General features: G+C 41.0%; 10 protein-coding genes. 3 read left to right on the top strand and 7 right to left on the bottom strand.

Features of this window, described 5'->3' with window-relative positions; translation table 11 throughout:
- The first annotated feature begins 398 nt into the window (after positions 1-398).
- From asnB to E0709_RS03100, 3 genes are all read left to right on the top strand, one after another.
- Positions 399-1,982, top strand: a complete 1,584-nt coding sequence (gene asnB, locus E0709_RS03110) for an asparagine synthase B (RefSeq protein ID WP_132301655.1) — start codon at positions 399-401, stop codon at positions 1,980-1,982.
- A gap of 144 nt (positions 1,983-2,126) precedes the next feature.
- Complete coding sequence (gltB, locus tag E0709_RS03105) at positions 2,127-6,593, top strand: glutamate synthase large subunit (RefSeq protein WP_132301657.1); 4,467 nt, start codon at positions 2,127-2,129, stop codon at positions 6,591-6,593.
- A gap of 99 nt (positions 6,594-6,692) precedes the next feature.
- Complete coding sequence (locus tag E0709_RS03100) at positions 6,693-8,117, top strand: FAD-dependent oxidoreductase (RefSeq protein ID WP_132301659.1); 1,425 nt, start codon at positions 6,693-6,695, stop codon at positions 8,115-8,117.
- A gap of 42 nt (positions 8,118-8,159) precedes the next feature.
- Here E0709_RS03100 and nfsA read toward each other — a convergent pair whose 3' ends face one another.
- The 7 genes from nfsA to E0709_RS03065 form a co-directional block, all read right to left on the bottom strand.
- Positions 8,160-8,897, bottom strand: a complete 738-nt coding sequence (gene nfsA / locus E0709_RS03095; RefSeq protein ID WP_132301661.1) for an oxygen-insensitive NADPH nitroreductase — start codon at positions 8,895-8,897, stop codon at positions 8,160-8,162.
- Between the two features lie 125 nt (positions 8,898-9,022).
- Positions 9,023-10,441 (bottom strand): type I glutamate--ammonia ligase, encoded by a 1,419-nt coding sequence (gene glnA / locus E0709_RS03090; protein ID WP_132301663.1) that lies wholly within the window; start codon positions 10,439-10,441, stop codon positions 9,023-9,025.
- Between the two features lie 179 nt (positions 10,442-10,620).
- Positions 10,621-11,769, bottom strand: a complete 1,149-nt coding sequence (argE, locus tag E0709_RS03085; RefSeq protein ID WP_132301665.1) for an acetylornithine deacetylase — start codon at positions 11,767-11,769, stop codon at positions 10,621-10,623.
- Positions 11,770-11,830: 61 nt separating this feature from the next.
- Positions 11,831-12,313 carry a hypothetical protein gene (locus tag E0709_RS03080; protein ID WP_132301667.1) on the bottom strand — a complete coding sequence of 161 codons (483 nt, stop codon included), beginning with the start codon at positions 12,311-12,313 and terminating at the stop codon, positions 11,831-11,833.
- A complete protein-coding gene (locus tag E0709_RS03075; protein WP_132301669.1) occupies positions 12,306-12,998 on the bottom strand; it encodes an ATP-binding cassette domain-containing protein in 693 nt (230 codons plus the stop codon). The genes E0709_RS03080 and E0709_RS03075 overlap by 8 nt, the downstream gene beginning before the upstream one ends.
- Before the next feature lie 16 nt (positions 12,999-13,014).
- Entirely contained in the window at positions 13,015-13,812 is a 798-nt protein-coding gene (locus E0709_RS03070; RefSeq protein WP_132301671.1) for an ABC transporter permease, read from the bottom strand.
- Entirely contained in the window at positions 13,806-14,786 is a 981-nt protein-coding gene (locus E0709_RS03065) for an ABC transporter substrate-binding protein (RefSeq protein ID WP_132301673.1), read from the bottom strand. Before E0709_RS03065 ends, E0709_RS03070 begins: the two co-directional genes overlap by 7 nt.
- Positions 14,787-14,797: the final 11 nt, after the last annotated feature.

The following is a 14,797-nucleotide window of genomic DNA, read 5'->3' as shown; positions in this document are numbered from 1 at the left end:
ACTGAATAGAATATGCAAAAAAATTGAGCATAAAACAATCTTTTTATGATATTTTTGCTATAAATATAAATAAGAATTGTTGTTATTTAATAATTTCATTGTTTTATTAAATATTTTCTAAAAAAAAGCAATTACCATCTTCTTCTGTATAAGATTGACTGTAAAAAGGTAAATAAACACAGAAAAATCAAGAAAACCCAAAATTAAATTAGATAATTTTTATAAAAATGCCTTATATATTAAATTTTATTTAACAAAATTAATTTAAATTTATATTCACAATATAAAATTTTTGCATAAAGTAATTTTAGATCTAAAATCAATATTACGTTAATTTCTACTTTACGACACCCTATTTTACTCACAACACTTTTTTATATTAAAAATAAGGATTTTTTATGTGTGGATTTATTTTTTCTTCTTCGGGAAGCATTGATGATGCGTTTAAGCGTGGTTATGACAATATTTTTCATCGCGGACCAGACAATCAAAGTTTAACTATTGAACCTACTGGAATTTGGGGGTTTCATCGTTTGTCAATTATGGATTTAACCAATAACGGTAATCAACCTTTTAAACATAATGGTGTTGAATTGATCTGTAACGGTGAAGTGTATAACTATGCTGAATTGAAAGCGATGTTAGAAAGCACTTATCCATTCCATTCTGGTAGTGATTGTGAAGTATTAATTCCATTATATCAACGTGTTGGCATTGATGTGATGATGAAAATGTTAGATGCGGAATTTGCTTTGGTGTTAGTTGATAGCAACACTGGCGAAATTTTTGCGGGACGTGATCCCATCGGAATTCGACCAATGTTCTATGGTTATCACCAACAAACAGGCGGTATTGCTTTTGCTTCTGAAGCCAAAGCCTTGGTTTCTTTTTGCCGTGATGTGATGCCATTTCCGCCGGGACATTATTATCGCAACGGTGAATTTGTTTGTTATAACGATATTGCGGATCCCAAAGTCATGGTAGATCACGATGTGGATACCATCGCAAAAAATTTACACGAAAAATTAGAAACCGCTGTGATTAAACGTTTAAATGCGGATGCACCATTGGGCTTTTTATTAAGCGGAGGCTTGGATTCTTCGTTAGTTTGCTCTATTGCACAAAAACATTCGGCGAAACCGATTAAAACCTTTGCGGTGGGGATGGAAACTGATCCGATTGATTTGAAATACGCCAAAGAAGTGGCGGATTTCTTAGGCACGGAACATACCGAAGTGATTATGACTAAAGAAGATGTCTTAGCTGCATTGGAAAACGTGATCTGGCATTTAGAAACTTGGGATATTACCACTATTCGTGCCAGTATCGGCATGTATTTAGTCTGTAAACACATTCGGGAAAATACCGATTTGAAAGTGCTATTAACCGGTGAAGTGAGCGATGAAATTTTTGGTTATAAATACACCGATTTCGCCCCTAGCCCAGCGGCGTTCCAAGCGGAAGCACAAAAGCGGATTCGTGAGCTTTATATGTATGACGTGTTGCGTGCGGATCGTTGTTTAGCGGCAAACTCGTTAGAAGCTCGTGTGCCTTTTGCAGATACAGATTTTGTAGATTATGCGATGAGCATTAACCCTGAACGTAAAATCAATATTTATAACAAAGGTAAATATTTATTGCGTAAAGCCTTTGAAGGGCAAGGTTATTTACCTGATAGCATTTTATATCGTGAAAAAGCGGCATTTAGTGATGCGGTGGGACATTCAATGGTAGATCATTTAAAAGCCTTTGCGGAAAGCCGTTATTCTAACGAAGATGTAGAAAATGCACGACATAAATATCCTTATGCTACGCCGTTCACCAAAGAATCGCTGCTTTATCGTGATATTTTTGAGCAGTTCTACCCGAACCAAGCGGCTTGGATTAAAGACTTCTGGATGCCGAACAAAGCGTGGGAAGGTTGTAACGTCAATGATCCAAGTGCGCGTGTATTAGGCAACTACGGCGATAGTGGTAAATAATTTACTTTCGTCATTACCTTAAAATACGATATATTATATCGTGATTTTATTAACAATGCTGACAAGCGCAGTATAATCCACTGTTCTTTTTAGCTAAAACGATTTTACATATTTATACTTTTACTCTACTTGCAGGAAACAACTATGACAACGCTATATGATCGCAGTGAAGTGCGTGAAAACTGCGGCTTTGGACTGATCGCCAATATTGACGGTGTGCAGAGTCATAAAGTCGTACGTAATGCCATTTTAGGCTTATCTCGAATGCAACATCGTGGGGCTATCTTATCAGATGGTAAAACTGGCGATGGCTGCGGTTTATCTATTCAAATGCCAGAAACTTTTTTTCGCAATGTGGCAACGGAAAACGGTTTCTCACTCGCCAAAAACTTTGCCGTTGGTCAAATTTTTCTACCCCAAGATGAAAAATTAATTGCCGAATTTATTGATATTATTAACCAAGAGCTGACTGAAGAAACTCTAGGCATTGCGGCGTGGCGTGATGTGCCAACTAATCCATCAGTTTTAGGTTCTATCGCTTTAGCGGATATGCCAGCGATTAAACAGGTGTTTATTAATGCCCCGAGCGGCTGGCGTGTGCAGGATTTACAACGTCGTTTATTCGTTGTTCGTCGCCGTATTGAAAAACGCATTGAGCATAATGATTTTTATATTTGTAGTTTTTCCAATCAAACCGTGATTTATAAAGGTTTGTGTATGCCGAAAGATTTGCCTAAATTCTATACAGATTTAGCCGATCTACGCATGCAATCTGCCATTTGTTTGTTTCACCAACGTTTTTCCACCAATACCCAACCTCGTTGGAAATTGGCTCAACCGTTCCGCTATTTAGCCCATAATGGTGAGATTAATACCATTTCAGGTAACCGTGCTTGGGCGAGAGCAAGAAGTTATAAATATCGCACGCCATTAATTCCGGATTTACAAACTGCCGCACCGTTCGTCAATGAAAGTGGTTCGGATTCCAGTTCACTAGATAATATGTTGGAGTTGTTTGTCTGTGGTGGAATGGACTTATTCCGTGCCATGCGTTTGCTTGTTCCACCAGCATGGCAGCACAACCCAGATATGACCGACGATTTACGTGCTTTCTATGATTTTAACTCAATGCATATGGAACCTTGGGACGGTCCAGCAGGGATCGTATTATCAGATGGACGTTACGCCGCCTGTAACCTTGATCGTAATGGGTTACGCCCAGCCCGTTATGTGATTACCGAAGATCGCTTAATTACCATTGCCTCCGAAGTAGGGATTTGGGATTATGCGCCTGATGAAGTGGTAGAAAAAGGTCGTGTTGGACCGGGGCAATTATTAGTTATTGATACCGAAAAAGGGCGTTTAGTCCATTCTAATGAAATTGATAACGAAGTGCGTGCAAGACATCCATATCGTCAATGGTTAGATAAAAATGTAAAACGCTTGGTACCGTTTAGCGACGTGCCAGACAATAAAATTGGTGAGGCAAGCTTAACCGAGCAAGAATTGGCCGTTTATCAAAAACAATTCCTATACGATGCGGAAGAAATTGAAAATATAGTACGTATTCTTGGTGAAAATGGTCAAGAAGCGGTCGGCTCCATGGGAGATGATACACCATTTGCGGTACTATCTGAACGTCCACGTGTGCTGTTTGACTATTTCCGACAGTATTTCGCTCAAGTCACTAATCCACCTATTGACCCACTACGTGAGGCTCACGTAATGAGTTTAACCACCAGTATTGGGCGTGAAATGAGCGTATTCTTTGAAGCAGAGGGTATGAGTAATCGTGTTAGCTTTAAATCGCCAATCTTAGTGTATTCGGATATGCAGCAAATTCTGAATTTACCGAAAGAATACTATAAACACCATATTTTAGATGCGACCTATAATCCAGCTGAAATAAGCTTAAAACAAGCCATTGAAAATTTATGCGAAGAAGCCAAAACTGCGGTGAAAAATGATGTCGTTTTATTGATCGTATCGGATCGCAATATTGCCAAAGATCGTCAACCAATTCCATCCGCCTTATCCGTAGGTGCTTTACAACATCAACTGGTAATGGCTAATTTACGTTGTGATACTAATATTTTAGTGGAAACTGCTGAGGCTCGTAACCCACATCATTTTGCGGTATTAATTGGTTTGGGTGCAACCGCGATTTATCCGTACCTTGCCTATGAAACTTTAGGACACATGATTAAAGTGGGAGCAATCAAAAAATCCTTGCGTGAAGTGACAGCAAATTTCCGTTATGGAATTGAAAAAGGCTTGTACAAAATTATGTCGAAAATGGGGATTTCTACCATTTCATCTTATCGTTGTGCCAGATTATTTGAGTTAGTAGGAATGGGTTCAGAAATTACCGATCTTTGTTTCCCGGGGATTACTAGCCGAATTGAGGGTGCCAGCTTTGCGGATTTTGACCAGCAACTTAGTCAATTACGTAAACGCGCATGGCGACCAAGTCAAGAGCTGGATATGGGCGGATTCTTGAAATTCAAACCGCAAGGGGAATATCACGCCTATAATCCAGATGTGGTGGTGAACTTACAAAAAGCCGTCAATAGCGGTGATTATGAGCAATACAAAGCCTATCGTGATGCGGTGAATCATCGTCCTGTGGCGACCATTCGTGATATGTTAAAGCTCAAAACAGAGCAACGTAATGCGATTGATATAGCACAAGTTGAGCCTGCAGAAAATCTATATAAACGTTTTGACAGTGCCGCTATGTCTATTGGGGCATTAAGTCCAGAAGCACACGAAGCCTTAGCCACCGCAATGAACCGTTTAGGCGGTTATTCAAATTCAGGTGAGGGCGGTGAAGATCCGAAACGCTATGGCACGGAAAAAGTGTCTAAAATCAAGCAGGTGGCATCAGGTCGTTTCGGTGTCACTCCCGCTTATTTAATGAGTGCAGAAGTGATTCAAATTAAAGTGGCACAAGGGGCAAAACCGGGTGAAGGTGGTCAATTACCGGGGGATAAAGTCACCCCTTATATTGCACAATTACGCTATGCAGTACCGGGGTCAACCTTGATTTCACCACCGCCACATCATGATATTTATTCCATTGAAGATTTGGCTCAATTAATTTTCGATCTCAAACAAATTAACCCGAAAGCGTTAATTTCAGTGAAATTGGTGTCTTTACCGGGTGTGGGAACAATTGCCACTGGTGTAGCCAAAGCCTATGCCGATTTGATCACCATTGCAGGTTATGACGGCGGTACGGGGGCAAGTCCATTATCTAGCGTTAAATACGCAGGTTCGCCGTGGGAATTGGGTTTAGCCGAAGCACAACAGGCGTTAGTGGAAAATAATTTGCGACATAAAGTGCGATTGCAAGTGGATGGCGGTTTAAAAACAGGTTTAGATATTGTTAAAGCTGCCATTTTAGGGGCAGAAAGTTTTGGTTTCGGTACAGGTCCAATGGTGGCATTAGGTTGTAAATACTTGCGTATTTGTCACTTAAATAACTGTGCCACAGGTATTGCGACGCAAGACGAAACCTTACGCAGTAAACATTATACTGGCTTGCCAGAAAAAGCCATGAATTACTTTAAATTTATTGCACAAGATGTCCGTGAGATTTTAGCCCAATTAGGCGTAGAAAAACTCACCGACTTAATCGGTCGCACCGATTTATTGGAAATTATTGATGGTCATACGGGTAAACAACGTGGTTTAGATTTAACTAAATTACTCTATTCGCCACAAGTGCCAGCTGGCAGTGCAAGATATTGTACGCAACACAATCCACCATTTGACAAAGGTTTGTTAAACAAAGCGATTGTAGAACAAGCGCAAGAGGCGTTAGAAAGTGGCTTGAATAGTGAAATGAATTTTGACGTGAGCAACCTAGATCGTTCTATTGGTGCAACGCTTTCTGGTATTTTGGCAGCACGTTACGGCAATCGTGGTAATCCATTGCAAGAATTTAATATTAATTTAACGGGTACTGCTGGACAAAGTTTAGGGGTATGGCTGGCAGGTGGCGTGAATCTAACCTTAACAGGTGATACTAACGACTATGTGGGTAAAGGGATGGCTGGCGGTCGTATTGTGATCAAACCGCACGCAGGTGTTTCATTCAAGGCAGAAGATGCCACCATTGCGGGCAACACTTGTTTATATGGTGCCACTGGCGGTGAATTATTTGCATCAGGACGTGCGGGCGAACGTTTTGCGGTGCGTAACTCTGGTGCATCCGCAGTGGTTGAGGGTATCGGCGATAACGGTTGTGAATATATGACTGGCGGTATCGTCACCGTGTTAGGCAAAACGGGGATTAACTTTGGTGCCGGCATGACCGGTGGATTCGCTTATGTACTTGATACAGATGGTGGTTTTAAACAACGGATTAACCCTGAATTAGTAGAGGGTTTAAACATTGTGGATTTACCAACCCATCAAGAGCATTTACGAGGCTTAATTTCTCGCCATGTGGAATTAACCCATAGCGGTATTGGTGAACGTATTTTGGCTAACTGGGAACAATATGTTTCGCAATTTGTGTTAGTGAAACCGAAAGCCAATGATGTTAATGCCTTATTAGGGCATAAACGCCGTACTGTGAATGAATTAGGTGCGCTAGCTCAGTAATAAAAATTTAATAAAATTGTGGGATTTTCACCGCGCTTTCTTTTAGTAATAAGTGCGGTGGAAAAAGAAAAAGTTTTTAAAGATTTGAAGGAATAAACTATGGGTCGTGGAAACGTCTATCAATTTATCGACTTGCAACGTGTGGATCCCCCGAAAATTCCACTTAACGTAAGAAAAACCGAGTTTGTGGAAATTTACAATGTATTTAGCGATACACAAGCACAATCTCAAGCGGATCGCTGTTTGGAGTGCGGCAATCCTTATTGTCAAAACAAATGTCCATTACATAATAATATCCCGAACTGGCTACGTTTAGCCCATGAGGGACGCATTATTGAAGCGGCAGAATTAGCCCATTCCACCAACAGCTTACCAGAAGTCTGTGGTCGTGTTTGTCCACAAGATCGCTTATGCGAGGGTTCATGTACCTTAAATGACGGATTTGGTGCCGTCACCATTGGTAATGTGGAAAAATATATCACTGAAAAGGCCTTTGAAATGGGCTGGAAACCGACCATTAATGCCGTTCCAACAGGTAAAAAAGTGGCGATTATCGGTGCTGGACCTGCTGGCTTAGGTTGTGCCGATGTATTACTTCGTAATGGTGTAGAAGTCAGTATTTACGAACGCCAACCAGAAATCGGTGGTTTGCTCACTTTTGGTATTCCAGCATTTAAACTGGAAAAAAGCGTAATGACACGCCGCCGTGAGTTGTTCACCGAATTAGGCGTAAAATTCCACTTAGGGGTAGAAATTGGCAAAGACATCAAATTGGATGACTTAGTAGCTCAATATGATACGGTATTCTTGGGTGTTGGCACCTATCAAGGCATGAAAGCAGATATTCCCAATGAAAATGCCACTGGCGTTTATTCCGCCCTACCATTTCTCATCGGCAATACGCAACATTTACTCGGCTTTGATGCGCCTGATTTTGTTAATATGCAGGGTAAACGTGTGGTGGTTCTGGGTGGTGGTGATACGGCTATGGACTGCGTGCGGACATCCGTTCGTCAAGGTGCATCAGAAGTCACCTGTGTGTATCGCCGTGATGCTGCCAATATGCCAGGTTCGAAAAAAGAATATCATAACGCTAAAGAAGAGGGTGTCGATTTCGAATTTAACGCTCAACCGGTAGAAATTGAAGCCGATCCTGTTGCTATTGAAACAGACGCATCAGGCAAAGTGACAGGGATTAAAATTGTCAGAACCAAGCTTGGTGCCGCAGATAGTAACGGTCGCCAACGTGCGGAAATTATTCCGAACAGCGAAGAAATCATCTCTTGTGATGCGGTGATTGTGGCATTCGGTTTCGCTCCACATGCAATGCCTTGGTTAGCCGCAGTCGGCGTGGAAGTGGATAATCGTGGTCGGATTAAATCCAACGGCGAATTAAAACAGCAAACCGCCAATCCAAAAATCTTTGCCGGCGGTGATATTACCCGAGGATCTGATTTAGTGGTGACAGCGATTGCCGAAGGACGTGATGCAGCAGAAAGTATTCTAGAATATTTGGATATTTAATGATATTAAAAGTGTGGTGATTTTTCACCACACTTTTACTTTTTATCTTTTGGCAAACCCTTGCTTATGTAAGAATGCCAAAATATCTGGACGAACCGGCTTAGCTAACGTATTTCGTACTTGTTCTGTCCAATTAAATACCTTGCCATTACGTTCTAGATAATAGGCTTTGACTTGCTCATTATAGATAGCTAAATCTGTTTGCGTTGCTACTTGATAAGCGTTTTCTGACAATATAAGTGAGGTTGGTAAACGGGGGCGCTGTAATGGTTCCTGATCCGGATAACCTAAGCATAATCCCACCAACGGAATCACGCCTGTCGGCAATGCCAAAATATCTGTCACTTGAGCAATATCATTGCGCAAACTACCAATATATACACCGCCTAATCCTTCACTTTCGGCACTCAATAAAATATTTTGCGCCATAATCCCCACATCTACGGCGCCGATTAACAATATTTCAGTCCAATCTGTTTGAGCTTCTGGCACAAGCTGTTGATGACGGTGCGTATCCACACAAAACACTAAAAATTCAGGACTTTCTTGCACATACATTTGTCCTTTTCCCCCAGCAGATCCACAAATCTCTCGAATTTGCTGACGTTTATGTAAATCAGTGACTCGAATAATACTCACTGATTGCAAAAAACTTGATGTACTCGCCATTTTACCGGCTTCAATTAATTGATTAAACAATTCATCTGGAATAGCTTGATCCTTAAATTTCCGGATTGAACGATGATGAAGTGCTGTGGTTAATGCGGATGAATGTTGCATAATTTTTCCTTATTAGATGATTTAGAAAATCCCTATTATAAAATAAAAAACAGGATTATCCCTAACCCTGTTTTTCTCGGGAGGACAGATCGATCCGCACTCTACAAAATTTGACTAATTACGTATTACGCATAATACATTTCAAATTCCACTGGATGTGGTGTCATATTCAAACGCTCTACTTCCTTACGTTTCAAACCGATAAAGGTATCGATAAAGTCTTTGGTAAATACACCACCTTTGGTTAAAAACTCATAGTCTTTTTCCAAATTATCCAAGGCTTCGCCTAAGGAACTTGATACCGCTGGAATTTCTTTTAGCTCTTCTGGCGGTAAATCGTAAAGGTTTTTATCCATAGCATCACCCGGGTGGATTTTATTGATAATCCCGTCCAGACCTGCCATTAATAACGCAGAGAAACACAAATACGGGTTCGCCATTGGATCAGGGAAACGAGCTTCTATACGTGTGGCTTTTGGGCTAGTAACCGCTGGAATACGAATAGACGCAGAGCGGTTACTTGCAGAATAAGCTAATAACACTGGTGCTTCAAAACCCGGTACCAAACGTTTATATGAGTTCGTAGTTGGGTTAGTAAACGCATTTAAGGCTTTAGCGTGTTTAATGATACCACCGATGTAGTAAAGGGCAGTTTCAGAAAGTCCTGCGTATTTATCGCCTTGGAACACGTTTTTTCCATCTTTGCTTAATGACATATTACAATGCATACCTGAACCGTTGTCGCCTGCAAATGGTTTTGGCATAAAGCACGCGGTTTTGCCATGTTCTAACGCCACGTTTTGCACGATGTATTTGTAGATTTGGGTTTCGTCTGCTTTTAATACTAAACTATTAAATTTAGTCGCAATTTCATTTTGGCTTGCAGTAGCTACTTCATGGTGATGTGCTTCCACTACTAAGCCCATTTCTTCTAATAATAAACACATCTCAGAACGAATATCGTGTCCAGTATCAATCGGGGCAACGATACAATAGCCACCTTTTTTCAATGGGCGATAAGCGTTGTTGCCGTCTTCATATTTGCGATCAGTATTCCACGCTGCTTCAATATCATCAAGTTGATAAGATACTTTGTGTGGTTGGGTAGAGAAACGAACATCATCAAATAAGAAGAATTCAGGTTCTGGACCGAACATAACATTGTCCGCTACGCCTGTTGAACGCATATATTGTTCTGCACGCATGGCAATAGAACGTGGATCACGGTCGTAGGTTTGCATGGTGTTTGGATCGTAAATGCTACAACGAATAGATAGGGTTGGAATTTGCGCAAATGGATCCACCACTGCACTTTCCGCAATTGGCATTAACAACATATCCGCTTTGTTAATCGCTCGCCAGCCTTCTACCGAAGAACCGTCAAACATTTTTCCTTCTTCGAAAAAATCTTCATCCACTGCACTGACTGGCAATGACACACCGTGTTCTTTGCCTTTAATGTTGGTGAAACGAAGTAAAACGAATTTGATGTCGTTTTCTTCAATGAGTTTAAATACATTAGCAATAGCTTGAGTTTTTGACATAAGAAACTTCCTTCCAAGTATAATTTATAGTGAGTAAATTCTTGCAATCTGCTTGCATAGAGAACATAACGAATTAATTTAAATATAACAACAATATTTAGTGATAAATTTAATAAATAATTTTTATATTTAAATTATATTCAATTTTATACTAAATTTGTTAAACGATTTCTAATTTATCATTTTTGACAGAAATAATCAATCAGCTTGGTTAACAATTCTCGAGTCGGTCGAATAAATTCTGTTGCTAAAAATTCATCTGGCTGATGTGCTTGTTCAATGCAACCCGGACCGAGCACTAACGTCGGGCAAAGCTGTTGAATAAAGGGAGCTTCGGTACAATAATTCACCACTTCACACTTTTCCCCTAACAATTTTTCCACCACCTGTATCACTTGAGCAGAATGTTCACATTCATAGCCCGGAATCGGCTCATGTAAATGACGTAAGGTTAAACGGTCACCGTATTGTTCAAATAACGGTGCTAACTTTTCTCGTAACATGGTTTCTAAATCGTCTAATTGCATAGCCGGCAACGGGCGTATATCAAATTGCAATTCACAGCAAGCACAAATCCGATTGACCGCATCACCACCGTGAATTGAGCCGAAATTCATTGTAGGATAAGGAATGGCAAAATCCGCGTGATGATATTTTTCTTTCAGTTCATTACGCATTTGCATTAAATAACCCGTGGCTTGGTGCATAATTTCAATGGCATTCACGCCTTTTTCAGGATCGCTAGAATGCCCTGATTTGCCAATAATTTGTAAGCCCTTGCCAATATGCCCTTTGTGGGCTCGCACGGGGCGTAACGATGTTGGCTCACCAATAATGGCACAATTAGGACGAATATGGGTATGCTGAATAAAGGTGCGAGTACCAAGCATGGTGGTTTCTTCGTCTGCCGTGGCGAGAATGCGTAAAGGTTTGGTTAATTTGGTTAAATCAATCTGCTGAATCGCATCCAGAACAAAGGCAAAAAAGCCTTTCATATCCGCCGTGCCTAAGCCGTAAAATTTGCCGTCTTGTTCTGTTAATTTGAAGGGATCAAATGTCCAACGTCCCTCGTCAAATGGCACGGTGTCCGTATGCCCTGCCAATAATAAACCGCCTTCGCCCTCGCCGATCGTTGCCAACAAATTATATTTGTCATTACTGCCCGCCACAGGTAGAATTTCCGTTTTAAAACCCAGATCCTTTAACCAATTCGCCAACAACTCAATTAAAGTGCGGTTAGATTGATCGGCGTTTTTTTCAATACTGCTGATCGTTGGAATGGCAATCAGCTGGGAATACATCTGAATAAAGGATGGGTGTTTTTTCATTGGGCTACTTTCTGCATTACTCTATAAAGGTGATTTGACTGGCAAGCATAGCACAACTCATTTATTTCGTCAGTGAAAATTTTACTCTTTTTGTGTCTATTCGCCAGAATAAAAACAACCCCACCAACCCAATCAAATACCCCAAAATCACCCATTGAGCCACTGCCACCGATTGCTGGCTAATTTGGCAAATCCCCAAATAAAGATAGCCCACGCCTGCCAGTAATTGAATAAGATAATAAATTGAAAGATAAGGGAAACGGAGCAATTCAAGATGATGAAATTCTTTCAAATTGGCAATAAACAAACAACCAATACCGACAGCAAGAAAACCGCTGACATTGTCAGGCAAAAGGATGGAGCTTATGCCATAAAAAAATAGCAATACCAGCAATAAATTGCGGTAAATAAGATTGGGAATGAAAAGTGGATTTTTAAGTTGGCTGTTTTTTAAGGCGATTGTGCTTAAACGAAGGCTAAAATTCACGCTTTCCCAAAGGGTCGCCAATACGGCGAGATGAACGAAGAAAAACAGGCTAGTCATAATATACTCTTCCTTGAAAATACTGTTTCACGGTTTTTTCTTCATACTGATTATCTCGCAAGGAAAGCGGCGTGTTGAGAATAATAGATTGTTGAATTTGCATACCTTTTTCTGATAATAATAAAATTTCGTGGCTTAATCGCACGGCTTCAAAGCGGTCGTGGGTGACTAATAAACAAGCTAAATTTTTTTGTTCAATGCGTTGTTGCAACAAGGCGATTAAACGCTGGCGTAAATCCCGATCTAAACCTACAAAGGGTTCATCTAATAACGCTAAGTCGCAATCGCTTAATAATAAACGCAAAAATGCTACACGCTTTGCCATGCCGCCGCTGAGTTCGGTGGGATATTTATTTAAATCCGCTGGGGTTAAGCCGATTTCTTCCGCTAGGGCGTAAATTTTTTGACGATCAGGGGTTGGCATAAAAATTTCAATATTTTTCACCGCGGTTAGATTATTTAATAGTCTATTTTCCTGAAATAGAAAGCCGATTTTGTTGAATTGATTAATAATTTTGCCGGATTTGGGTTTGTCTAAACCGCTCACTAACCGTAACACGGTGGTTTTGCCACAACCGCTAGGCCCAAACAGGGTTTTGATTTCGCCCTGTTGTAATGCAAGGCTAAAATCTTGCACAATTACATCTTGTAAAATGGCAAAATGCAAATGGGATAATGTTAGCATATTCTCTTTTTCCTGCTTACCTTTTCCATGGCATAAACAAAATTTCCAGTGGCTTAATAATCAAATATTCAAATAACGCCACCAACAAAATCACCAACAACACATACGCCATCACCGTGGGCGTATCCAACATTACTCTAGCATCAGCAATGCGAGATCCCACACCGTCACTCGCCCCCAATAATTCTGCCATGACCACAATTCGCATGCCCGATGCCACGGCGACACTGATACTGGCAATAATGTAAGCTGTTAAATGGGGAATATACAGATAACGCAGTTTTTTCGCCCAGCCGAGATGATGCGCATCAAACACTTCTTTCATTTGCTGGCTCACCGTGGTAATCCCCACGGAACTGCTGGCAAAGGTCAGTGGCGTGACAATGATAATAATGGTAAACAGCACGCTGGCGTTGCCAAAACCGAACCAAAATAACGCCATCACTACCCAAATAATTGGTGGTGTGGCGAGTAACATGGTCATTAAGGGTTTAAGCATTGCCATCAGGGTTTTTGATGTGCCAGCGATAAAGCCTGCGATCATGCCAAGCAATAAAGCACTGCTTACGCCCACCAAGGCACGCCACAGGGAAAGATCAAGTTGATTTTCGCCAAAATTTCGCAATAAATCCATGGCTTGCTGAAACACCACCAGCGGACTAGGGAGCAGAAATTCGCCAACGCTATTACTGCCCCATTGCCAAATGGCGAGCAACATTGCCACCACGCCAAGGGTGGCAAAACCACCCCATAAATAATCAATGACATAGAAAATTGGCGTTTGTGGCTTGCGAACTTTATCCACGCTTAACATAGGAAAAAGTCGTCCGCTGGCAATTTTCCGCCTAATAGTTTCGGGTTGTAACGCAACACAATGTCATAGAATTTCAGCAATTCTTCCTTGATTTCTGAACCTTTTCGCACGGTTAAATTAGCGTGCGGAATGGCGTTTGCAATGGCAGGAGCTGGTGCTGGGAAATAATTTGTGCCAATTTCCGCCGCACTTTGCGGATTGTTTTTCACCCAAGTTAAAGCACTTTGCAAATCCTGATGTAACAGCTCAAAGTCTGCCACATGGGCTTGATAAAAATCACGATTGGCGATAATCCCTGCTTGGGGAATAATCGGTTGGGTGTTAAAACTTTCCGCCCAACTTTGCAAGAAATCAAAGGTTCGCACCACTTCTACGCCCATTTTTTTACCTTTCAAAATACAAGCACTGGCGAGCGGTTCAGGCAAATAGGCAATGTCAAAAGGTTGAGTTAAAAATAGGCTTACCGCTTCCGCTGGTGTTGCCGTATAGGTAATATCCACCTTACTTTCATCAATACCCCGTTGTTTTAACAAGGCTCTAAAGGTAATGTCAGGCATATCATTTTTAAAAGGCATAATGACTTTTTTCCCCACCAATTGCTCAGGGGAGCTGATGTCATTTTTGCCTAATAATTGTACAATACCGTTAGTCAAAATATTAATCATTCCCACATTTTGCCCTTGGTTTTGCAGATTCACCCCCACATTGCTTGGACTCATCATCACTTTAAATTCACCGCTGGCAACCCCTGCTCTAAGTTGATCGGGATTTTTCCAGATTTTAAGGCTGGTGTCCGCTTGTTTGGCTAATTGTCCTTGTAGCGTAGCGACCGCAATGGTTAGGCTTGGCAAGGCAGGCGCGCCATAAATAGTAAAGGCAGTTTTGCTTGCCGCAAACAAACGGGGTGCGGCACTGGATAATAATAGGGCGGAACTTAATTTTAAAAATGTTCGGCGTTGTATTTCAGTATTCATCTTTTTTCTCC

The sequence above is a fragment of the Lonepinella koalarum genome, assembly GCF_004565475.1.
Lineage (GTDB): Bacteria > Pseudomonadota > Gammaproteobacteria > Enterobacterales > Pasteurellaceae > Lonepinella > Lonepinella koalarum.
This window is presented reverse-complemented; position numbering and strand designations above follow the sequence as displayed.

Coding starts and splice junctions, on each gene's coding strand:
- asnB (WP_132301655.1), top strand. CDS start 399: ATGTGTGGATTTATTTTTTCTTCTTCGGGAAGCATTGATGATGCGTTT.
- gltB (WP_132301657.1), top strand. CDS start 2,127: ATGACAACGCTATATGATCGCAGTGAAGTGCGTGAAAACTGCGGCTTT.
- E0709_RS03100 (WP_132301659.1), top strand. CDS start 6,693: ATGGGTCGTGGAAACGTCTATCAATTTATCGACTTGCAACGTGTGGAT.
- nfsA (WP_132301661.1), bottom strand. CDS start 8,897: ATGCAACATTCATCCGCATTAACCACAGCACTTCATCATCGTTCAATC.
- glnA (WP_132301663.1), bottom strand. CDS start 10,441: ATGTCAAAAACTCAAGCTATTGCTAATGTATTTAAACTCATTGAAGAA.
- argE (WP_132301665.1), bottom strand. CDS start 11,769: ATGAAAAAACACCCATCCTTTATTCAGATGTATTCCCAGCTGATTGCC.
- E0709_RS03080 (WP_132301667.1), bottom strand. CDS start 12,313: ATGACTAGCCTGTTTTTCTTCGTTCATCTCGCCGTATTGGCGACCCTT.
- E0709_RS03075 (WP_132301669.1), bottom strand. CDS start 12,998: ATGCTAACATTATCCCATTTGCATTTTGCCATTTTACAAGATGTAATT.
- E0709_RS03070 (WP_132301671.1), bottom strand. CDS start 13,812: ATGTTAAGCGTGGATAAAGTTCGCAAGCCACAAACGCCAATTTTCTAT.
- E0709_RS03065 (WP_132301673.1), bottom strand. CDS start 14,786: ATGAATACTGAAATACAACGCCGAACATTTTTAAAATTAAGTTCCGCC.